A 21,438-nucleotide genomic window follows, 5' to 3' on the forward strand; every position below is an offset into this window, starting at 1 on the left:
AAACGGTTTTCTTCCATCCCTTAGATAAGTATACTTACTAATATCCCAACGTGGGGTAGAGGATTAGGAGAGTGCGATGGCTGGATATTTCGAGGTCGTGGACGCGCCCGACGGCGGCTACCGGATCCGGATGCTTGACGGCGCAGGAAGCCTGATGGCTGTCTCGGTCACGTTCCCCACCAAGAGGGCCGCTGTGGCCGGCATCGCCCAGGCCCGCGAAATCGCCGGCACCGGCCTCATCCGCGACCGCAGCGCCGGCAGGCAAGCCGTCGCGCCGGCGGCGTCAGCTGCGTCCCTGGCCAGGGTGCCCAGAAGGACCGCAGGAGGGACCAGCCGCGGCACCACGCTCTCCGTCGGGTCGCTGGCAGCCGGAAAGCGGGCGCGGGCTCATCGCTGACTCGAATCCTGACGGCCGCCCTGGCCAGGGCCCCGCAGACCCCATGACCGGCCCAACGCCCGGAGCCGGCCGCAAAGCTGCCGTGCTGTTCGACGTCGACGGCACCCTGGTCGACTCGACGTATCTTCACAGCTTGGCCTGGTGGCAGGCCTTCCGACAGGCCGGCCACGACGTGCCGATGGCGAGCATCCACCGCTCGGTCGGGATGGGCGGGGACAAAATCCTCGCCAAACTGCTGCCCGCTGACCGGGACACGGGCGAAGACAGCACCATCATGACCTCGCACGCCGCCGTGTTCTCCACCTTCTGGCCCGCGCTGCGCCCGCTCGAAGGCGCCCGCGAGCTGCTGGCGGGCTGCCACGACGGCGGTCTCGCCGTGGCACTGGCATCCTCCGCCCGGGAACGCGACCTTGACGTGCTGCGGGCCACGATCGGAGCCGACGCCTACATCGACGCCGCCACCAGCTCGGCAGACGCGAAGGAGAGCAAACCCGCCCCGGACATCCTCGTGGCCGCCCTCAACGCCGTGGGTGTGCCGGCAACGGACGCCGTCTACGTGGGCGACGCCGTATGGGACATCTACGCCGCCGGGAAGCTCGGCATCCCGGCCATCGGTCTGACCTGCGGTGGCACCAGCGAAGCGGAACTCCGGGACGCCGGCGCCGTCGAAATCTACCCGGGCCCCCGGGCGCTGCTGGACAACCTCCGGGACAGCGCGATCGGACAGCTCGCCGCCCGCGTCCGCCGGAGCTAGCGGGACCGCCGGCGGCTACAGTGTTTCCATGAATCCACTGGGGGATAGGGAATCCGGACCGCCGCGCCGCCCGCGGCCGGCACAGTTGGTTGTGCCGCTTGCGGCCGTGGCCCTGCTGGCTGTGGGGGCGGTCCTTCTGTCGATGCCGGTGCGGCAGGAGAGTTTCGGCTGGTTTGCCTACGCGCCGCTCTCCCAACAGACCTTCGCCGCCCAGGGCCTGCTGATCATGGATGCGGAGAAATGGGCGGGCGTTGTGTTGGCCGGTCTTGGCCTGGTGACGCTCGCGTTCTGGTCCGGCTACCGTGCCGGCCGGCGCCGCGACCGCCGCGGGGACGGCCAGGCCTCCGCGGGATGACATTTCGCGGCAATGTTGGCGCGCAACACTGCCGTGAACAGCGAACTCGGCATACGCTAGCCGGATGACACGTCATCACCTGCCCGGCCGGGTGGCCGTAGTTACCGGCGCTGGCTCGGGGATCGGCAGGGCCGTCGCCCGGCTCATGCTCGCTGACGGGTACCGGGTGGTGCTGGCCGGCCGGCGCGAGGCCCAGCTGCTGGAAACCGGGGCCGGACATGCCCAGGCACTCGCCGTCCCGTGCGATGTCACCGTGCCCGACGACGTCGAGCGGCTTTTCGCCGCCGCCCTCCAGCGCTGGGGACGCGTGGACGTGCTGTTCAACAACGCCGGAGTGTTTGGGCCTGCCGCCTCCGTGGACGAGATCAGCCTCGCGGACTGGGACGCCACCGTGGCCGTGAACCTGACCGGCGCCATGCTCTGCGCCGCTGCCGCCGTGCGGGCCATGAAGGCGCAGTCACCGCAGGGCGGCCGGATCATCAACAACGGCTCGATTGCCGCCCACTCGCCCCGGCCCCGGACGGTGGCCTACACAGTCACCAAGCACGCCATGACCGGGCTGACCAAGAGCATCGAACTGGACGGGCGCGGGTTTGGCATCACCTGCGGGCAGATCGACATCGGCAACACCGCCACGGAGCTGATGGACACGATCGGCGTCGACTCCGGGGCTGTCCAGGCCGACGGCAGCAGCCGCGTCGAGCCGACCTTCCCGGTCGACGACGCCGCGCGTGCGGTGCTGCTGATGGCCGGGATGCCGCCCTCCGCCAGCGTCGGATCCCTCGTGATCACCGCCGCCGGGATGCCGTTCATCGGGCGCGGGTAGCCGTAGTCGGGGGAGGCCGGCCCGTTAGAGCGGCAGCAGGCCGGAGAGGTCTGCGCGCAGCCCGGAGGCGGCCACCCGGCCGGCGTCGACGGCTTCTGCCCAGCGCAGCTGTCCGCTGACCATCGCAAGCCAGGTGGCGGCGTCGCACTCGATGACGTTCGGCGGAGTGCCGCGGGTATGCCGCGGGCCCTCCACACACTGCGTGACGCCGAACGGAGGGACCCGCACCTCCACCGAATTCCCCGGCGCCCGCGCGGTGACCTCCTCCAGGGTGTAGCGCACCGCCGTCGCCAGCATGCTGCGGGGGACGGCGACGCCGGCGTCCGGGCCGGTGCCTCCGGCGGACCCAGACGCCGGAGTGTTGGCGGCCTGCCACGCGGCGAGGGCCGCGCGGCCCTCATCGATGGCGATTCTGCGTCGGGCGACGGCCATGGCTAGTCGAGCAGGGCCGAGACGGCGTGGCCGAGACGGATCTTGCCCACCGGCCGGCCGCCGCCGAGCACAGGGGAGACCACCTTGTCCAGGACGCTGGCCACTTCCGGGACGTCGACGGCGCCGGCGGCGGCGAGCAGGGTCAGCCCGACGAGCGTGGTGGCCCGGATGTTGCCGTCGAGGATCTTGATGGCGACGGAGGCGCCCGCGGGCGTGGCCATCACCAGCACGCCCTCGGCGCCGATCTTGGCGAGGATGCCGAGGTCGTCCATGACGATCGTGTTGCACTCGCCCTTGCCCTGCACCGCCCACGGGTAGTCCAGCATCGACGTGGCGATCGTGGCGGCGCGGGCATTGGAGTTCTTGTCCCCGGGGGCCTTGGCCAGCTTGGAGAAGGCCCGGGCCAGTCCGGTCAGGGACACGGCTGCGACGGGGGCGCCGCAGCCGTCGATGCCGAGGTGGGCGATGCTTTCGCCGCAGTATTCCTCGATCACGGAGCGGATGCGCTGCTGCAGCGGGTGGTTGGGCTCGAGGTAGCTGCGTGTGTCCCAGCCGTTCTCGGTGCAGGCCCAGAGGAACGCGGCGTGCTTTCCGGAGCAGTTGAAAGCCAGCTTGGACTTGCCCCGCTCGGAGCGGACCAGCCAGTTCCGGGCGGTCTCATCCTCGGGCCAGGCGGCCGGGCACTGGAGCTGCTCTTCCTTGACGCCTGCGGCCTTGAGCATGCCCTCGACGACGTCCATGTGGTCCAGCGAGCCGACGTGGCTGCCGCAGGCGATCGCTGCCTGCGCGCCGCGCAGGGGAACACCGGCCTGCATGGAAGCGAGGGCCTGCAGCGGCTTGAGCGTGGACCGGGCGTAGACCGGGGTGGTGATGTCGCCCAGTTCGGTGACGACGGTGCCGTCCCCGGCGATGAGGACGGCGGAGCCGATGTGGCGGGACTCCACAAAGCCGCTGCGTTCAACGACGGCCAGTTCGACGGCGGACTCGACGGTGAAGGTGGCATGCGAATTCAAGGGCATGCCGTAAGTCTATGGTGCCCGGGCGGGGATACCCGGTTATTCCACGGTCACCATCAGTGACTGCCAGCCCGACGCGCCGTCGGGCACCGGATCGGCCCGCTTGTCCGTCTGGACCTCGCCGGTGCCGTCGGTGGCGCGGGCCTTGATGTAGTGCGGGCCCGGGGTCGCTTCCCAGTCGAAGGACCACTGCCGCCAAGTGACGAGGGAAGCCTCCGTGGAGAGGGTGGCCTCGGTCCAGGGCCCGTTGTCGATCTGCACCTCAACCTTGGTGATACCGCGCGTCTGGGCCCAGGCGGTGCCGCCGATCGCGACGCGTCCGGCCGGAACCTTGGCGAAGGACTTCGGGACTTCCACCCGGGCCATGGTCTTGATGGGGCCGCGCTCGGACCAGCCGCGCTGCGTCCAGTACGCCTTGCTGTCCGCGAAACGGGTGACTTCCAGGTCCACCACCCATTTGGTGGCGGAGACGAAGCCGTACAGGCCGGGGACGACCATGCGCACGGGGTAGCCGTGTTCCAGGGGCAGTGCTTCACCGTTCATGCCGATCGCCAGCATGGCGTCGCGGTCGTCCTGCAGGACCTCCAGCGGGGTTGAGGCGCTGAAGCCGTCGATCGAGGTGGAGAGCACCATGTCCGCGCCGTCCTTGGGACCGGCCATCTTGAGCACCTCACGGATGGGCATGCCCAGCCATTTGGCGTTGCCGGCCAGGTTTCCGCCCACCGGGTTGGAGACGCAGGTCAGGGAGACGTGGGATTCGATCAGGTCCGCGTCGAGCAGGTCCTGGAAGCTGAGACGGATTTCCCGGTCCACCAGGCCGTGGACGCGCAGTTCCCAGTCCTGGACGTTGATCTCGGGCACGCTCAGCGCCGTATCGATGCGGTAGAAGTCGTTGTTGGGCGTCAGCCACGGCGTGACCCCGGGTGCCTTGGACTGCACGCCGGCGGGGACGGCAGGGGCCGGCTTCGCCGGGGCGGGGAGCTGAAGGGATTCGCGGGCCTGGGCCACGTTGCTGCGGGCCGCGCTGAGAAGCCGGCCGCCGGTCGCGGCTATGGCGGAGGCCGCGGCGGTGACCCCGGTTGCGGCGAAGAAGGCGCGCCGGCTGGTGGCGGGACGTTCGGAATCCTTGGCGGCGAGGTCGGAGGCCATGTCCGGCCACTGCTGCATCCGCCACAGCCGCGTGACCAGGATGCGGAGCACGATCAGGCCGGCCACGGTCCCGATCAGCGAGGGAATCGCGTCCAGGGGCTTCACTCCCGCCCGGGTCACGACGCTGGCGACGATCACCGCGCCCATGAGCAGCACACCGGCGACGCCGAGGGCCCACTTGCGGTACGCCACGATGCCGAGGATGCAGGCGAGGATCAGGATGGAAACCGCCATGCCGACGAACAGGGCGAGCTTGTCATTGGTGCCGAAGGTGGCGATCGCGAAATCCTTCATCCACGACGGTGTGAAGTCGATGAAGGTCGAGCCGAGGGCGAGCACCGGTGTTGCCCGCGCCGTGAAGAACGCACCGATCAGTTCCGCCACGGACAGGACGACGGCGGCCGCGGCCACCCCCGCCAGCGCGGCCAGGGCGGTGGGTCCGGACAGCTGTTTCGCGGGTGTCCGTTTGCCGGGCCCGGTCCGCACGGGCTTCTCTGTGCTGAGTCTGTCCGCGCGGGGCGTCTGCGTGCTGGGCTTGTCCATACATGGTCTTCGGAGCCGGGCGGCCCGCGGATTGCCCGCCGCGCGGGGGACATGCCCTCCCCTGAGTTGCAGGGATGAGCATGTTGGCATTATGTCCAGTGGGCGCTGCCGGGGCTGGGCATGTCTCGTGGGTGCGGGAGGCGGGTTTGCGGGGCATGCCCTCCTGTGGGCTGCAGGGATGAGCATGTTGGCATTATGTCCAGTGGGCGCTGCCGGGGCTGGGCATGTCCTGAGGGTGCGGGAGGCGGGCATGTCCGGCGGTGGTCACAGCTTAGGAGCCTGCCCGGTCCACAAAGTACTCTTGGGAACTGTGAAGGTACTTGTCATCGGCCCCGGCGGCCGCGAACACGCCATTGTCCGATCCTTGCTTGCCGACCCGAACGTGTCCGAGGTCCACGCGGCCCCGGGCAACGCCGGCATCAGCAAACTGGTCCCCACACACGCCATCGAAGCGAATGATCCCGACGCCGTCGCTGCCCTGGCCACCAAGCTCACCGTTGACCTCGTCGTCGTTGGCCCCGAGGCACCCCTTGCCGCCGGAGTGTCGGACGCCGTCCGCGCCGCGGGCATCCCCGTCTTCGGCCCCAGCATGGCCGCGGCCCAGCTCGAAGCCTCCAAGGCCTTCGCCAAGGAGGTCATGGCCGAGGCCGGAGTCCCCACGGCGATGGCCCGGGTGGCGTCCAACGCCGAGGAAGCCGCCGACGCGCTCGACACCTTCGGCGCCCCTTACGTGGTCAAGGACGACGGACTCGCCGCGGGCAAGGGCGTTGTTGTCACCAACAACCGGGACGAGGCCCTCGCGCACGCGCAGAGCTGCTTCGATGCCGGCGGCACGGTGGTGATCGAGGAATTCCTCGACGGCCCCGAGGTCTCCGTCTTCGTTCTCTGCGACGGCCGCAACACCGTGGCGCTCTCCCCGGCGCAGGACTTCAAACGGATCTTCGACAACGACGAAGGCCCCAACACCGGCGGCATGGGCGCCTACACCCCGCTGGAATGGGCCCCGGAAGGCCTGGTCCAGGAAGTCCTCGACCGTGTCGCCCAGCCCACGGTCAACCAGATGGCGCACCGCGGCACCCCGTTCGTCGGCGTGCTCTTCGTCGGACTGGCCCTGACCTCCCGCGGCACCCGCGTGATCGAATTCAACGTCCGCTTCGGCGACCCGGAAACCCAGGCCGTCCTCGCCCGCCTCAAGACCCCGCTCGGGGGGCTGCTGATGGCGGCCGCCAAGGGCGAACTGGACAAGGTCCAGCCGCTGCGCTGGTCGAAGGAAACGGCCATCGCCGTCGTCGTCGCCGCCGAAAACTACCCGGACGCCCCGCGGACCGGGGACCGCATCCGCGGGCTCAAGAAAGTCGAGTCGATCGAGGGCGTCCACGTGATCCACGCCGGCACCAGGCTCGACGACGAAGGCAAGGTCGTGTCCGCCGGCGGACGGGTCCTCGCCGTGGTGGCCCTCGGAACGGACCTGGTGGAGGCCCGGGAACGGGCGTACGACGGCGTCGAACTGGTCCAGCTGGAGGGCAGCCAGTTCCGCACCGACATCGGCGGCAAAGCGGCCCGCGGCGAGATCAAAGTCCAGACCCCCGGTACCACCGCTGCCACGAAAGCGAAGGCCTGAGCATGACCACCTCCGAACCCGCCGTGCCGGACGCCACCGACCCCGCCTCGCCGGCCCCGAGGGGCGGCCTGGACACCGCCACCCCCGACCTGCCCGGCTGGACGCACATCTACTCCGGCAAGGTCCGCGACCTCTACGTTCCCGCGGACGGGTCCATCACGGAGCGCATCGGCCAGGAGTGTGTCCTGGTCGTGGCCAGCGACCGCATCAGCGCCTACGACCACGTCCTCGCCAGTGAGATCCCGGACAAGGGCCGCATCCTGACCCAGCTGAGCCTGTGGTGGTTCGAGCAGCTCGGTGTGGCGCACCACGTGCTTGCGTCCACGGTCGAGGCCGGTGTGCCCGCCGCCGTGGAAGGGCGCGCGATGATCTGCAAGAAGCTGGACATGTTCCCGGTCGAGTGCATCGCCCGTGGCTACCTCACCGGCTCGGGGCTCGAGGAGTACCGGCAGTCCCGCACCGTGTGCAGCCTCCCCCTGCCCGACGGACTGGTGGACGGGTCACGGCTCGACGACGCCATCTTCACCCCCTCCGCGAAAGCCGAAGTGGGCGAGCACGACGAGAACATCACCTACGCCGCCGTCGTCGAAACGGTGGGCGAGGACGTCGCCGCGCGGCTGCGCGAACTCACGCTGGAGATCTACACCAAGGCCGAGGCGATCGCCCGCGGCCGCGGCATCATCCTCGCCGACACCAAGGTGGAATTCGGCTTCGACGCCGCCACCGGGGTCATCACGCTCGGCGATGAGGTGCTCACCCCGGATTCCTCACGGTTCTGGGACGCCGCCACGTACGAGCCGGGCAAGGCCCAGCCGTCCTATGACAAGCAGTACGTCCGCGACTGGCTGACCTCCGCCAAATCCGGCTGGGACCGTTCCTCGGACGTGCCCCCGCCGGCGTTGCCGGCCGACGTCGTCGCCCGCACACGCAGCCGCTACGTCGAGGCCTACGAAAAGCTCACCGGCCGGACGTTCGCCTAGGACCCGGGGCGGCTAGGTACCGGCCGCCGCCTGCGCGCGGCGCTGGGCCAGCCGGATTTCCAGGACGGCGTCCATCGCCTGCTGGACCCGGTCCGAGGCGCCGGCTGCACTGAATTCCTTCTGGGCTTCCTCGAGGTAGACGAGGGCCTCGTCGGATTCGCCGGCGGCCTTGAGTGCCTTGCCGAGCAGCAGGGCCACCTCGCCGGCGACGTGCTTGGCCAATGCGTCCTTCTCGGCGTGGATCTCCCGCAATTTCTGGACGGCCGCCACAATATCGCCGGTCAGGTAGAGCCAGCGGGCTCGGATGAACGCGACCTCCAGCTGGTCCGTCTTGTTGCCGCCTACGATCGAGAGCGCCAGCTCGGCGCGTTCGATCGACGTCAGCGTTTCGGGCTCGACGATCCCGGAGGACAGGCGCACGGCGGCGGAGGCCTTGTTGAACCGCGCCCAGAGGTCGATGTCGTTGGCGGGGGAGAGCAGCTGTGCCGCCCGCTCGTGGTACTTGATGCCCTCGGTGTAGTCATGGCGCATGAAGGCCACGTTGCCGATCACCCAGGCGACTTCGCCGGCGAGCTGGGTCATGGAATGGTCGTCCATTTGCTCGTTCATGGCCTGGCAGTATTCCCAGGCCTCATCCAGCCGGCCGCTTTCGGCCAGGGCCCCGATGAGGGCCCGCAGCGCGCCGATGATCAGGGTGGAGCCCTTAGGCAGTTCGGCGCAGAGCCGCACCGCTTCCTGCGCGTGTTCGACGGCGACTGCCAGTTGGCCCTGGCCGTGGCACACGGCCGCGAGCATCTGCCGTGCCCGAACGCCCAGGCCCGCCGACTCGGCGGCCATCGGATGGTCCAGCAGCCGCTGGACAAGGTCTTGGCATTCCTTGAGCTGGCCCTGCTTCATGAGGCACTCGGCCTGCATGTAGCTCATGTTCCACCAGGCGCTGGTGTTCCGGGCGTCGAGGGCGATCTGGGCTGCCGCAGCGGCGTGGGTCTCCGCCAGCGGGTAGTCCCGCAGGTCCCACGCCTGGCGTGCATAGAGGCCCGCCAGGACGTATTCGGCGTCGCCGACCGACACCGGCTGGCTCCAGGCTTCCAGCGCTTTGGGGGCGAGTTCGAGCCGACGGGCGAGCTCCTCGATCACATCCGCGGTAGGTTCGCGCCGCCCGGTCTCCAGCAGGGAGATGTAGCTGGGCGAGTACAGATCGCGGCCCAGTTCCGCCTGCGTCAGGCCTCGCTCGAGCCGTTCCGCTCGGAGTTTCTCCCCGAATCCGTTCCCCACGGGTTCCTCCTAATTCCGGACAGTCTTTGTACTAAATGCTTGACAGTCTCTGTGCAAGCCATTTTACAATGTATGTCAACAAGGGCTCGTGCTGGCTTTGTAATGTGTCCGACTCGCGTTTCCGACTCGTATTGAGGAACCCACATGATCAAGAAGATTGCAGCTTCCGTTGCCTTGGCGGGGGCGCTGGCTCTCTCCGCAGCGGCTCCGGCAGTCCTGTCGATAAGTGCTATCGGCAACTGGCCGGATCCGATGGGCATCACCCTGTCGATCGGCAACTGGCCCGATCCCATGAGCTCCAACCGGGGAAGCCTCTCGGCTATTGGCAACTGGCCGGACCCGATGACCTTCGCCACCAACATCGGCAACTGGCCGGATCCGATGTAAGCAGTCGCTCCTTGATGGCTCCGGGACACCTGCGCAGGTGTCCCGGAGCTCTTTTTGCCCTGGCACCCTCATCGGCTGCTCCATAACGGCCCTTCTGAGGGGTCAAAACGGCAGTTGTGGAGCAGGCGATGGGGGTTTCGACGGCGGCGCCGGGCAGCCGCCGCCCGGCGGGCACACAGCGCGCACACAAAGAAGAGGGCCTTCCAGCTGGAAGGCCCTCTTCTTGATTGGTCGGGATGACAGGATTTGAACCTGCGACCTCGTCGTCCCGAACGACGCGCGCTACCAAGCTGCGCCACATCCCGATCCGTTACTTCAAAAGCAACTTCACAAGAGTATCCGATGGGGGCCCCGGATGCGAAATCGTGCCGCCCGGACGGTTCAGACCAGCGAATCCTTCCAGGCCCCGTGCAGCTGCGCGAAGCGGCCGCCGCCGCCGATCAGCTCCGCCGGGGTGCCGTCCTCGACCACCCGCCCGTCGTGCACGACGAGGACCCGGTCGGCCGTCTCCACCGTCGACAGGCGGTGCGCGATGATGAGGGCGGTCCGGCCGGTGCCGGCGCCGATCCCCTGCAGCAGCCCCGCGAGGCCGGCCTGCACGAGCCGCTCGGACGGGATGTCCAGCGAGGACGTGGCCTCGTCGAGGATCAGGACGGCGGGCCGGGCCAGGAAAGCCCGGGCGAAGCTGATCAGTTGGCGCTGCCCGGCCGAAACCCGGCCGCCGCGCTTGTTGACGTCCGTGTCGTAGCCTTCCGGGAGCTCCTGGATGAACTCGTGGGCGCCCACCGCCCTGGCGGCAGCCTCGATCTCCTCACGGGAGGCGCCGGGCCGGCCCAGGGCGATGTTGTCCGCCACGGATCCGCTGAACAGGAAGGCCTCCTGGGTGACCATCACGACATTCCGCCGCAGATCCGCCGTCGCAAGCTCCCGCAGGTCCACGCCGTCGAGCGTGAGGGAACCTGCCGAGACGTCGTAGAAGCGGGCGATCAGCTTGGCGAAAGTGGATTTGCCGGCGCCGGTCTGGCCGACCAGCGCCACGGTCTGGCCGGCGGGGATGTGCAGGTCCATGGTGGGGATGATGACCGGGCCGTCGCCGTAGCGGAATTCGACGCCTTTGAAGTCGATGGTTCCCTTGGCGTCGTGCAGTGCCACCGGGTTCCTGGGCGGCCGGACGGTGGGGACTTCCTCGAGGAGGCCGGAGACTTTCTCCAGCGCCGCCTGGGCGCTCTGGAAGGAGTTGTAGAACATGGCCATCTGGTCCACCGGCTGGAAGAAGCGTTTGGTGGACAGGATCAGGGCCAGCAGCACACCGACGGCGAGGTCGCCGCTGAGCACCCGGAAGCCGCCGAACAGCAGGACGACGGCGACGCAGACATTGCCGATCAGCACCAGGCCGGGCTGGAGGATGCCGTTTAGGTTGATGGAGCGGACCGTGACTTTGCGGTAGTCCTCGGAGAGCCCGGCGTACTGTGCGGCGTTTTCGCGTTCCTTCCGGAAGGCCTTAACCGCGCGGATGCCGGTCATGGTTTCGACGAAGTGCACGATGAGCCGGGCCGAGACGACGCGGGATTCGCGGAACGCGATCTCGGAGTGCTTCTGGTACCAGCGGGCCAGGAAGTACATCGGCACGCCGGCGGCCAGGACCAGGAGCCCGCTGCGCCAGTCGAGGGCGAACACGGTCACGGCGGTGAAGACCATAAACAGCATCCCCGACGCCAGCGAGCTGATCCCGGAGTCCAGAAGTTCGCGCAGGGCCTCCAGGTCCGAGGTCTGCCGGGCAATGATCCGGCCAGAGGTGTACTTTTCGTGGAATTCCAGGCTGAGCCGCTGGGTGTGCCGGAAGACCCGGACGCGCAGGTCCAGCAGCATCGCCTGGCTGAGTCTTGCCGTCGAGGTCACGTACAGGGCCGTGAGGCACGCCGTCGCGACGGCGGCGGCGAGGTAGGCAGCCCCGGTGAGCAGCAGCGGGAGGTTGTCGCCGGCGCGCAGGGCCGGCAGGGCCCGGTCGATGCCGAACGCTATCAGCGCAGGCCCGGCAACCCGCGCCGCCTGGGACAGCACGACGGCGGCAATTGTCAGCCAGAACCGCCGGCGGACCGGGCGGATGAGCGAGCCCAGCAGGGCAAGGGAGCGGCGCCGGACGGTCTTGCTCTCGCTCTTGGACAGGTGCGCGTTGTCCTCGTTCGCGGTGCCGAAGGTGGCGCTGCTCATCGGGAAACCTCCTCGGCGTTGAGCCCTGACAGATCGGAGTCCAGCAGATCGGAGTCCAGGTCCCGCGGTTCCGGGTCGAGGCTGGCGATCACGTAGCGGTAGTGGCGGTTCTCGGCGAGCAGTTCGGTGTGGGTTCCGACGGCGGTGATCCGGCCGTCCTCCAGCAGCGCCACCCGGTCCGCCAGCGCCACGGTGGACGGCCGGTGGGCCACGATCAGCGTCGTGGTGTCGGAGAGCACCTCCCGCAGCCGGGTCTCGACGAGTTCCTCGGTGTGGACGTCCAGGGCGGAGAGCGGATCGTCCAGGACCAGGACCCTGGGCCGGGCGGCGATGGCGCGGGCCAGGGCGATGCGCTGGCGCTGGCCGCCGGAAAGGCTGAGCCCCTCCTCGCCGATCAGGGTGTCCAGGCCGTTCGGGAGCGAGTAGGCAAAGTGGGCCTGGGCGACGTCGAGCGCCTCCTCCAGGGCCTCCTCGCGGCGCTCGGCCGGGAGTCCGGCGGGGGCGCCGAGCATCACGTTGTCGCGGACCGAACTGGAGAACAGGGTGGTGTCCTCAAACGCGACGGCGACAACCGTGCGGAGCTCCTCGACGCTGAACTCCCGCAGGTCCACCCCGTCGATCGTGATGGAACCGTCGGTGACCTCGTAGAGCCGGGGAACCAGCTGGAGCAGGGCGCTCTTTCCGCTGCCCGTGATGCCCACCAGGGCCATGGTTTCGCCCGGCCTGATGTCCAGGTTGATGTCTTTGAGGATCCGTTTGTCCGGGGCGTCCTCATACGCGAAGGTCGCTGCGTTGAAGCTGAGGGCGCCCTTCAGCTCGGCGGGGCGGCGGGCCTGTCCGGGGCTGGTGATGGTGTTCACCGAGTCCATCACCTCGAAGTGCCGGTCCACGGCAGTCTTGGCGGTGAGGGCCATCGCCAGCAGCATGCCGCAGAACTCCACCGGCGTGGCGATGACGGCGGCGGTGGCGAAGAACGCCACGAGGGCGCCGATGCTCAGCTCACCGGTGGAGGCCAACATGACGCCGACGACGAGACCGGCGCCGAGAGCCAGCTCGGGCAGGAGGGTAACGACCAGGCTGAAGGTGGCGAGGTGCTTGGCCTTGGCAATCTCCGTCTGGCGGAGCTCCTCGGCCTGCTCGTTGAAGTGTTCCAGCGCCTCGCGGCTGCGGCCGAACGCCTTGAGCACGCGGATTCCGTGGACCGATTCCTCGACCGTGGTGGCGAGGTCGCCGGCCTGGTCCTGGCTCCGGCGCGCCACCTTGCTGAAGCGGGTGCGGAACCGGAAGCCATAAATCATGATCGGCACCGCCGCGGCCAGGAAAATCAGCGCCAGCTGCCAGCTCATCGTGAACATCACGACGACGCCGATCACCACGGTCAGGGTGGTCACCACGAGCATGATCGCGCCGAAGGCCATCCAGCGGCGCAGGAAGTTCAGGTCCGTCATGGCGCGGGAGAGCAGCTGCCCGGAGCCCCAACGGTCATGGAAGGAGACCGTCAGGTCCTGCAGATGGCCGTAAAGGGACACCCGCATCCGGGTCTCGACCGTGGTGGCGGGATTGATCACGAACTGCCGGCGCAGCGCCACGAGGCCGGCTTCGGCAATGCCGAGGCCGAGGATGATGAGGGAGGCGATCCAGACCGCGTCCGCGCTGCCGCCGGGCTGGAGGGACTGGTTGATCAGCACCCGCAGCACCTGGGGGGTGGTCAGGGCCACCACGCTCGCGAGCAAGGCGCACAGCAGCCCCATGACCAGCCGCGGAATGATCGGCCTGACGTGGGGATAAAGACGGCTGATGGAGGAGAAAAATGAGGTCTGCTTGGCCATGCCTGCTTCTTAAAACGCGACTGCGAATAACTAACGCAACTGGATGTAGTTTCCTGTAGCAACTACCCTAGGCCATCGGGTGACCGGGTTCACAGGTATCTCGACAGCATCAGCATCTCGCCCAGTAATTACATTCCGCAATGGCCGCCGGGTGTGCCGCTGCACCGCGGGACATGTCCAGTCCTGGGTGCGAGGAGTGGGCATAAGTCCACTACGCCCAACCGTGGAGCACAGGGGAGGGCATGTCCCCCGGGGTAGGGGAGCGTGCGCGTTCAGGAACGCGGAGTGAGCGTGAGCAGCACGGCCTCGGGCTTGCAGGCGATCCGGACCGGGGCGAAGCGCGAGGTGCCGATGCCGCCGGAGACGTTTACCGGCGTCGTGCGTCCCTTGCTTTCCCAGTCGTGCAATCCCTTGGCGCGCCAGGTCGGGAGGTCGCAGTTGGCGACGAGGGCCCCGAAGCCGGGGACGCAGATCTGGCCGCCATGGGTGTGGCCGGCCAGCAGGAGGTCGGCGCCGTCCTCGGTGAAGTGGTCCAGGACGCGCTGGTACGGGGCGTGGATGACGGCGATTCGGAGGTGCGGTCTGGCATCCTGCCGCCTGGTTCCGCGGGGCCAGCCGGCGTACTGCTCGAGTCCCAGGTGCGGGTCGTCGACGCCGGAGAAGTCCAAGCGCAGGCCCCTGATCACGAGCGACTGGCAGCGGTTGGTCAGGTCCACCCAGCCGCCCATGCCAAAGCCGGCACGCAGCCGCGGCCAGTCCAGCGGGGCAGGGTCCTTGGGCTTGACGGACGGGCCCAGGAAGTACGAGGCGGGGTTCTTCAGCCGCGGGGCGAAGTAGTCGTTGGAGCCGGGAACGAAGACGCCGGGGAACTTCATCAGCGGACGCAGCGACTCCAGCACGGGTTCCACTGCCTTGGCGTGGCTGAGGTTGTCGCCCGTGTTCACCACCAGGTCCGGTTCCAGTTCCGCCAGCGAGGACAGCCAGGCGGCCTTGCGGTGCTGGCCGGGCACGAAGTGGATGTCGCTGAGGTGCAGCACCCGGATCGGGCCGAAACCGGGAGGAAGGATCGGCAGGGTCTCTTTGCGCAGGACGAACTGGTTCTTCTCCCACAGCCCGTACCCGGTGGCGGCGGCACCCGCCATGGCGCCGGCGCCGGCGGTTACGGCAAAGCCGCGCCCGATGCTTCGGACGCGGCTTGCCAGGGTGTTGGTGGCGGCCATCGCTTAGGGACTCTTGCCGGGCGTGGTGTCCGACGGCGCCGGGCTCGCCTCGGGCGCCGGGCTGGACGGGGCCGGCGTCGCCTGCGTCGACGGCTTGGGGGCCGGCACCGGGGCCGGCACCGGGGCCGGGCCGGTCACCAGGTTCGACGGCGGTGCCGTGAACGGGTTGGTGCCGTAGGCCGGTGCCACCTGGGACATGAAGTTCGAGAACTGCGGGCCCGCGATCATGTAGCCGTCGATGGCCTTGTAGAACTTGCCGTTCAAGGTCAGGTTGCGTCCGGGCCGGTCCTGGCCGCCCAGGGCGTCGCCGAACCAGGACGCCGTCGCCAGGCCGCTGGTGAAGCCGACCACCCAGGTGGAGTTGTTGGGGTCGTTGGTGCCGGTCTTGGCGGCGACCGGGAAGCTGGTCTTCGTGGAGATCCGCGGCTGGATCAGCGAGCCGGAGCCGCGGTTGAGGACTTCCTGCAGCGCGAAGGTCACGCCGCGGGCAACTTCCGGCTTGATCGCGTCGCGGCAGCTGGTGGCCTGGGCCGGCAGCTGGGCGCCGGCCGCGTCCGTCACCGATTCAATGGCGATCGGCTCGCAGTACTTGCCGTCGTTCGCGAAGGTGGCGAACGCGCTGGCCATGGTCAGCGGCGAGGTCTGGGTGGCACCGATCAGGTTGGACAGCCGCGTCATGGGAACGGGCTCGTTGGTCTGGCCCGCATGGATTCCCACGGCGTCGACGATCTTCTGGATGCCGCAGAGGTCCACCTGGGCCGCCGTGGCGAACGTCATGGTGTTGATCGAGTTCGCCAGGCCGTCAACGACGGTCATGTTCTTGTAGTAGCCCTCTTCGGCGTTCTGCAGGTCCTCGGCGGCGCCGAGGCCCTTCTCCGCCGTGTTGTAGGCGCCGTCCACGGGGGTGGGGCAGGTGTTCTTCCACCTGTAGTTCAGCGGGTACCTGCGCACGGAACCGTTGAGGACCGTGTTCATGGACTTGCCCTCGTTGAGCCACTCGGCGAAGGTGAACGGCTTCATCGTGGAGCCGGGCTGGAAACCGCCCAGGCCGCCGAGGTCGTTGCCCTTGGCGTCCTTCATGTCAACGTTGAAGTTGATGACGTTGTTGAACTTTCCCTCGGCTTCCAGGAACTGGGTGTTCTGCGCCATCGAGATGATCTTGCCCGAGCCCGGCTGCACGGACACCAGCGAGGCGCCCCACTTGTCCGGGTTCGCCCCGGCGGAGCCGTCCACCTGGGCCTGGGCCACTGCCTGGGCGTTGGGGTCCAGCGTGGTCTTGATGGTCAGGCCGCCGCGGAACACCTTCCGCACCCGGGCGTCGGCGTCAGCGCCGTAGGCCGGGTTATTGAGCAGCAGGTGCAGCACATAGTCGCAGAAGTAAGGTGCCGAGGCCGAGTACGCGCAGCCCTGGCGTGCCGGCGTGACTTTCGTTTCCACCGGGGTGGCCACGGCGGCGTCGTAATCTGCCTTCTGGATCTTTTTCTGCGTCAGCATGGACTGGAGCACCAGGTCGCGGCGGACCTTGGCGTTCTCCGGGTTGGTGATCGGATCGTAGAAGGACGGGCTGTTGACCAGGCCGGCGAGGAGCGCCGCCTGCGGCAGGGTAAGGTCCTTGGCGGTGGTGCTGAAGAAGAACTTGGAGGCGGCCTCGATGCCGTAGGCGTCACGGTTGAAGAACACGATGTTGAGGTAGCCCTCGAGGATTTCTTCCTTCGTGAACTTCTTCTCCAGGGCGATCGCGAGCTTCATTTCCCGGAGTTTGTCGCCGACGCCCTTGTTCACGCCGTTCAGGAGGACCTGGTCGCCCTTGCCCTCGGCCTCGAGGGAGGAGTTGATGACGTTGTTGACGTACTGCTGGGTGATGGTGGACGCGCCCTGCTTGTTGCCGCGGGCGGTGCTGACCAGCGCGCGCATGATGCCGGTGGTGTCCACGCCGCCGTGCTCGTAGAAGCGGCTGTCCTCGATGGCGATGACCGCGTCCTTGATGTACGGCGACATCTTGTCAAGGGAAACTTTGGTGCGGTTTTCCGCGTAAAGGCTGGCGATCACACTGCCGTCTGAGGCCAGGATCGTCGTCGACTGGCTGGGCGGGTCCACTTTCAGTTCGGCCGGCAGGGTCTCGAAGAACTTGATCGAGCCGCTGGCCGAGCTGCCGGTAACGGCGGCCGCGGGGACCAGTAGTCCCGCCACCAGGACGCCGCAAATGGCGCTCACGCCCAGGAAAAGAAGGATCTTTCCGAGGGTGGTGGCCGTGTCAAATAAAGGGTTCTTACCAGTCGCCATGTTTTCCACTTTACCGGCAAGTACTAGGCTTTAGATCATGACCAAATGGGAGTACGCCACGATTCCGCTCATCATCCACGCCACAAAGCAGATTTTGGACCAGTGGGGTGACGACGGCTGGGAGCTTGTCCAGGTTGTCCCGGGCCCCGAAGGAAACGGCCTGGTTGCCTACCTGAAGCGGGAGAAGCAGTAGCCATGAGCAGTCCCGCATCTGCCGCTCCGGGCACGTCCGGTGTCGCCGGAACCCCGGCCCACAGCACCGCCGGATCGGGCGCGTCGTCCGCCGTCGAGCAGCGACTTGCCGAGCTCGGCCTGACCCTGCCGGAGGTGGCCGCCCCGGTGGCCGCCTATGTCCCCGCCGTGATTTCCGGCAACCACGTCTACACCTCGGGCCAGCTGCCGTTCATTAACGGCAAGCTGGAGGCGACCGGCAAGGTGTCCTCCGGCACCGAGGGCGCCACGGACGAGGCCACGGTCTCGCCCGAAGCGGCCAAACAGTACGCCGCCGTGTGCGCCGTCAACGCCCTGGCCGCCGTCAAGAGCGTCATCGGGGACCTTGACCGCATCACCCGGATCGTCAAGGTCGTCGGGTTCGTCGCCTCCGACCCGTCCTTCACCGGCCAGCCCGGTGTTATCAATGGCGCGTCCGAACTCCTCGGCAAGGTCCTCGGCGACGCCGGCCAGCACGCAAGGTCCGCCGTCGGCGTGGCTGTACTCCCGCTCGACTCCCCGGTAGAAGTCGAACTGATCGCCGAATTCGCGTAGAGGTCAGTTCCTGTGCCTCAGTTAGCCCGTCGACTGTTTGCCCTCCCCCCGGATCTTGAGGGGGCGGCCCGCAGCTGGCTTGAACACGGCGAACGGACCCCCCGCGCGGCCCGGTTCGCGTCCTCGGTGGTGCTGCTCCGTGATTCGCCCACCGGGCTGGAGACCTGGCTGGGATACCGGCCCGGCTCGTCCCCGCTGGGTGTTCTCGCCTTCCCGGGCGGGTCGCTGGAGGCGTCCGACGACGACGCCGTCGGCTGGCTGGGCCCCTCGCCGCAGCATTGGGCCGAGCAGATGGGTACCGCCGACGTCGGACTGGCGCGCCGCCATGTGGTCGGTGCCGTCCGCGAACTGTTCGAGGAAACCGGCATTCTCCTGGCCGGACCGGACCTGTCCACCACGGTCGAGGCGACGTCCACGGCCGAGTGGATGCGGGCCCGGGTGGCGGTGGCGGAGCAGGAGAAGTCCTTCACCGAGGTGCTCGCCAAGCGCGGGCTTTCAGTGCGGTCGGACCTGCTGAAGCCGCTGGTCAACTGGCTCAGCCCGGACTTCGCGCATCGCCGGTTCAACACCCGCTATTTCGCGGCCACTGTCCCGATGAACCAGCAGCCCTCGTTGCTGGCCAGCAAGGGTGTGTGGGGCCGGTGGGTCTGTGTCCGCAAGGTCGTCGACGGCCGGAACACCTCCACGCTGGGCGATGAGGTCGGCCAGGAGAACACGGTCGGACGCACGCTCGGCCAGCTCCTGGTGCCCGGCTCGGAGATCATGCTCGAGAAGATGGCTTCCGCGAACGGCTGCATCGCGTACCTGAGTTACAAGCGCAAGGCCCACGTCTACCAGCCGAAGCTGGTCGAGGAAGACGGACAGCTCATGCTCGAGGTCGAGGCGGCCAAGACCGTCGCCGGAGAACCCCAGCGAGAACGCTGACGGCCCGGTTCAGGGGTCCCGGACCATCCGCTACCCACCACCACTGGACATGCCCTCCGGTGGCCTGGGCTGTTGGACAGGATGGCATTGTGCTCACTCGTTGCGGCGAGGAATGGGCATGTCCCCTGGGCACCCGACAAGGATTGGAATGTTCCGCGGTCATGGCCCCCAAGATTGGGCATGCCCTCCGTTTTGCCAGCACGCCACTGGACATGTTCCTCGCCAGGCCGTGCCAGTGGACAGGATGGCATTATGTCCACTCGTCGCCGCCAGGAATGAGCATGTCCCGCGGGCCGGGAGGCAAAGAATGGGCATGTCCCGCGCCGGGGAGTCCTGCAGGCTTAACCACCGAAGGCCGGCTCCGTTTTCACGGGCCGGCCTTCGGTGTGCTGCCCAAAAAGGCTTAGCGGGAACGCTGGCGGAGGCGCTGCATGTCGAGGATGACGACGGCGCGGGCCTCCAGCCGCAGCCAGCCGCGCTGCACGAATTCCGCGAGGGCCTTGTTGACCGTTTCGCGGGAAGCACCGACCAGCTGGGCGAGTTCTTCCTGGGTGAGCTCGTGCGCCACCAGGACGCCGTCGGTCGCCGGACGGCCGAAGCGGTCCGCCAGGTCCAGCAGGGCCTTGGCCACGCGGCCCGGAACGTCGGAGAAGACGAGGTCGGACAGGGAATCGTTGGTGCGGCGCAGGCGGCGGGCCAGGGCCTGCAGCAGCTGCGCCGAGACCTCCGGGCGGGTGCGCAGCAGGGCGTTGAGGCTCTCATTCTTCAGCCCGGCCAGACGCGTTTCCGAGACAGCCGTGGCCGTGGCGGTGCGCGGGCTCGGATCGAACAGTGCCATTTCGCCGAAGAGCTCGCCCGGGCCCAGGATGGCGAGCAGTGACTCCCGGCCGTCCGGGGACGTGCGTCCGAGCTTGACCTTGCCGGAGACGATGAAATAGAGCTGGTCGCCCTGGTCACCTTCCCGGAATACCGAGGCTCCGCGTGAGAGGTCCACCTCGGTGAGTTCGTCCGTCAGCAGACGGAACGCCTCGTCGTCGAGCGTGGCGAAAAGGGGTGCGCGGCGCAATACCTCGATATCCATGAAATCTCCTGACTAACTGTGTCGGCTGGGGCGCTTCAGCCATTGTTTCAGAATTTTTGCGCTTCTGTGACGTACTTGGCACCCAGGCGCGCCAAACGTCATGCCAAAGGAAGCCGGGGGCACTGTCCCGGCCACCGCCCGCGCGCGGCAAACTGTCAGCCCGCGCCGGTAGAATTGGGGCTTACCTGCCTGTAAGGAGCATCGGTGTTCGGCTTGACCATCTTGGACCTCGTGTTGATTGTGACGCTGTTGTCCTACCTGTTCCACGGCCTGCGCAACGGCTTCCTCGTCACGGTCGGCGGCATCGCCGGGTTCGCCGCGGGTGCCGTGGCGGCGTTTGTGTCCGTCCCCATCGTCAGCGGCCTCGTGCCGGACAGCGGCTGGCGCCTCACGGCGATCATTGCCACCGCTGTGCTGCTGATGGTCCTGGGCCACGGTCTGGGGACCGCCATCGGTCGCAGGGTCCGCAGTGTCGTCCGGATCAGGCCGCTGCGGTCCGTGGACCGCCTGGCCGGAGGCGGCGTCAACGTTGTGGTCTCCGCCCTGGTCATGTCGATGCTCGCTTTCAGCATCGGAGCGCTCGGCGTTCCGTTTGTCTCCCAGCCGCTCGCCGAGTCCAGGGTGATCGGCTTCATCGACGGCGTGACCCCCGTCCCGGTGAAGACCTCCATGGCCCAGTTGCGGTCCGCCGTGATCGGCGGGGGCATTCCGACGCTGTTTGAGGGCATCGGACAAGGCCAGCCGGTGGCTGTCCCGGACACCAGCACCGACACGCCGGCGCTGAACAACGCCGCGGCTTCGGTCCTGAAGATCGCGGGAACTGCTTACCAGTGCGGACAGAACCAGACCGGAACCGGTTTTGTAGTTTCGCCCGGCCGGGTGGTCACGAACGCCCATGTGGTGGCCGGGGTGCCGGAACCTGTCGTGGAGATCCCGGGCGGCGGTGCCCTGCCCGGGCGGGTGGTGTACTTCGACGCCCAGCATGACCTCGCTGTGGTGGCCGTGGACGGCCTGCGCTCGGCACCGCTGCCGCTGAGCTCCGACCTGCCCCCCGGCAGCCCGGCCGCGTTTGCCGGCTACCCCCATGGCGGTCCGTTCCAGTCCAAACCGGCCACGGTGCAGGACATTACGACGGTGCTGGTCCCGGACATCTACGGCAACAACCCCGCACCGGAGGATGTCTACCGGCTCGCCGGGGACGTCCAGCCGGGCAACTCGGGTGGCCCGCTGCTGACCATGGACGGCCAGGTGGCTGGCGTGGTCTTCGCCAAGGCGACGGCGGAGTCTTCGCTCGGTTACGCCATCACCATGGCGGATCTGGGGCCGGTGGCCGCGCGGGCGCCGGGTCTGGGCAGCGCCGTTTCCCCGGGCCAGTGCATCCAGAAGTAGC

At 68.2% G+C, this 21,438-nt stretch carries 20 protein-coding genes and 1 tRNA gene; 11 read left to right on the forward strand and 10 right to left on the reverse strand.

Annotation, left to right across the window (positions count from 1 at the left end; translation table 11 throughout):
- The first annotated feature begins 76 nt into the window (after window positions 1–76).
- From GXK59_RS01305 to GXK59_RS01320, 4 genes are all read left to right on the forward strand, one after another.
- Complete coding sequence (locus GXK59_RS01305) at window positions 77–397, forward strand: YegP family protein (RefSeq protein WP_160663740.1); 321 nt, start codon at window positions 77–79, stop codon at window positions 395–397.
- A gap of 43 nt (window positions 398–440) precedes the next feature.
- The gene (locus GXK59_RS01310) at window positions 441–1,151 is read left to right on the forward strand and encodes an HAD family hydrolase (protein ID WP_160663742.1); all 711 of its coding nucleotides are present in this window, start codon (window positions 441–443) and stop codon (window positions 1,149–1,151) included.
- 28 nt (window positions 1,152–1,179) lie between these two features.
- Window positions 1,180–1,506: a hypothetical protein gene (locus GXK59_RS01315; RefSeq protein WP_160663744.1), complete on the forward strand. Its 327-nt coding sequence runs from the start codon at window positions 1,180–1,182 to the stop codon at window positions 1,504–1,506.
- A gap of 64 nt (window positions 1,507–1,570) precedes the next feature.
- Complete coding sequence (locus GXK59_RS01320; RefSeq protein ID WP_160663746.1) at window positions 1,571–2,332, forward strand: SDR family oxidoreductase; 762 nt, start codon at window positions 1,571–1,573, stop codon at window positions 2,330–2,332.
- Between the two features lie 24 nt (window positions 2,333–2,356).
- Here the strand turns inward: GXK59_RS01320 and GXK59_RS01325 are convergent, their stop codons facing one another.
- From GXK59_RS01325 to GXK59_RS01335, 3 genes are read right to left on the reverse strand one after another with little or no spacing between them, the layout of a single operon-like run.
- Window positions 2,357–2,764, reverse strand: coding sequence for a sterol carrier family protein (locus GXK59_RS01325; protein WP_160663748.1), 408 nt, complete (start codon window positions 2,762–2,764; stop codon window positions 2,357–2,359).
- A gap of 2 nt (window positions 2,765–2,766) precedes the next feature.
- A complete protein-coding gene (locus GXK59_RS01330; protein ID WP_160663750.1) occupies window positions 2,767–3,783 on the reverse strand; it encodes an asparaginase in 1,017 nt (338 codons plus the stop codon).
- 36 nt (window positions 3,784–3,819) lie between these two features.
- Window positions 3,820–5,472, reverse strand: coding sequence for a molybdopterin-dependent oxidoreductase (locus tag GXK59_RS01335; protein ID WP_160663751.1), 1,653 nt, complete (start codon window positions 5,470–5,472; stop codon window positions 3,820–3,822).
- 310 nt (window positions 5,473–5,782) lie between these two features.
- On the opposite strand from GXK59_RS01335, the gene purD reads away from it, so the two are divergent.
- Together purD and GXK59_RS01345 are read left to right on the forward strand one after the other, a co-directional pair.
- Window positions 5,783–7,093, forward strand: coding sequence for a phosphoribosylamine--glycine ligase (gene purD / locus GXK59_RS01340; RefSeq protein WP_160663753.1), 1,311 nt, complete (start codon window positions 5,783–5,785; stop codon window positions 7,091–7,093).
- 2 nt (window positions 7,094–7,095) lie between these two features.
- Complete coding sequence (locus GXK59_RS01345) at window positions 7,096–8,073, forward strand: phosphoribosylaminoimidazolesuccinocarboxamide synthase (RefSeq protein WP_160663755.1); 978 nt, start codon at window positions 7,096–7,098, stop codon at window positions 8,071–8,073.
- Window positions 8,074–8,085: 12 nt separating this feature from the next.
- Here GXK59_RS01345 and GXK59_RS01350 read toward each other — a convergent pair whose 3' ends face one another.
- Window positions 8,086–9,348 carry a helix-turn-helix domain-containing protein gene (locus GXK59_RS01350; protein ID WP_160663757.1) on the reverse strand — a complete coding sequence of 421 codons (1,263 nt, stop codon included), beginning with the start codon at window positions 9,346–9,348 and terminating at the stop codon, window positions 8,086–8,088.
- A gap of 144 nt (window positions 9,349–9,492) precedes the next feature.
- Here GXK59_RS01350 and GXK59_RS01355 point away from each other — a divergent pair, with 144 nt between their 5' ends.
- The gene (locus GXK59_RS01355) at window positions 9,493–9,735 is read left to right on the forward strand and encodes a hypothetical protein (protein WP_160663759.1); all 243 of its coding nucleotides are present in this window, start codon (window positions 9,493–9,495) and stop codon (window positions 9,733–9,735) included.
- A 228-nt stretch (window positions 9,736–9,963) separates the two neighbouring features.
- On the opposite strand, the gene GXK59_RS01360 is transcribed toward GXK59_RS01355, so the two are convergent.
- From GXK59_RS01360 to GXK59_RS01380, 5 genes are all read right to left on the reverse strand, one after another.
- Window positions 9,964–10,040: transfer RNA gene (locus tag GXK59_RS01360), tRNA-Pro, on the reverse strand.
- Between the two features lie 76 nt (window positions 10,041–10,116).
- Window positions 10,117–11,946, reverse strand: a complete 1,830-nt coding sequence (locus GXK59_RS01365) for an ABC transporter ATP-binding protein (protein WP_160663761.1) — start codon at window positions 11,944–11,946, stop codon at window positions 10,117–10,119.
- Window positions 11,943–13,775 carry an ABC transporter ATP-binding protein gene (locus GXK59_RS01370; RefSeq protein ID WP_160663763.1) on the reverse strand — a complete coding sequence of 611 codons (1,833 nt, stop codon included), beginning with the start codon at window positions 13,773–13,775 and terminating at the stop codon, window positions 11,943–11,945. Before GXK59_RS01370 ends, GXK59_RS01365 begins: the two co-directional genes overlap by 4 nt.
- A 272-nt stretch (window positions 13,776–14,047) precedes the next feature.
- Window positions 14,048–14,995, reverse strand: coding sequence for a metallophosphoesterase (locus GXK59_RS01375; RefSeq protein ID WP_160663765.1), 948 nt, complete (start codon window positions 14,993–14,995; stop codon window positions 14,048–14,050).
- A 3-nt stretch (window positions 14,996–14,998) separates the two neighbouring features.
- Window positions 14,999–17,278: a transglycosylase domain-containing protein gene (locus GXK59_RS01380; RefSeq protein ID WP_160663767.1), complete on the reverse strand. Its 2,280-nt coding sequence runs from the start codon at window positions 17,276–17,278 to the stop codon at window positions 14,999–15,001.
- 37 nt (window positions 17,279–17,315) lie between these two features.
- On the opposite strand from GXK59_RS01380, the gene GXK59_RS01385 reads away from it, so the two are divergent.
- Genes GXK59_RS01385 through GXK59_RS01395 form a run of 3 tightly spaced genes read left to right on the forward strand, consistent with a single transcriptional unit; the run spans window position 17,316 to window position 18,967 of the window.
- Window positions 17,316–17,471, forward strand: coding sequence for a DUF4177 domain-containing protein (locus GXK59_RS01385; protein ID WP_144671455.1), 156 nt, complete (start codon window positions 17,316–17,318; stop codon window positions 17,469–17,471).
- Between the two features lie 2 nt (window positions 17,472–17,473).
- Window positions 17,474–18,043 (forward strand): RidA family protein, encoded by a 570-nt coding sequence (locus tag GXK59_RS01390; RefSeq protein WP_160663768.1) that lies wholly within the window; start codon window positions 17,474–17,476, stop codon window positions 18,041–18,043.
- Between the two features lie 12 nt (window positions 18,044–18,055).
- Window positions 18,056–18,967, forward strand: a complete 912-nt coding sequence (locus GXK59_RS01395) for an NUDIX hydrolase (RefSeq protein ID WP_160663770.1) — start codon at window positions 18,056–18,058, stop codon at window positions 18,965–18,967.
- A 403-nt stretch (window positions 18,968–19,370) separates the two neighbouring features.
- Here GXK59_RS01395 and GXK59_RS01400 read toward each other — a convergent pair whose 3' ends face one another.
- Window positions 19,371–20,048 carry a Crp/Fnr family transcriptional regulator gene (locus tag GXK59_RS01400; protein WP_011693220.1) on the reverse strand — a complete coding sequence of 226 codons (678 nt, stop codon included), beginning with the start codon at window positions 20,046–20,048 and terminating at the stop codon, window positions 19,371–19,373.
- 204 nt (window positions 20,049–20,252) lie between these two features.
- On the opposite strand from GXK59_RS01400, the gene GXK59_RS01405 reads away from it, so the two are divergent.
- Window positions 20,253–21,437, forward strand: coding sequence for a MarP family serine protease (locus GXK59_RS01405; RefSeq protein ID WP_160663772.1), 1,185 nt, complete (start codon window positions 20,253–20,255; stop codon window positions 21,435–21,437).
- The last annotated feature ends 1 nt before the right edge of the window (window position 21,438 follow it).

The organism is Pseudarthrobacter sp. ATCC 49987, assembly GCF_009928425.1.
Taxonomy (GTDB): domain Bacteria; phylum Actinomycetota; class Actinomycetes; order Actinomycetales; family Micrococcaceae; genus Arthrobacter.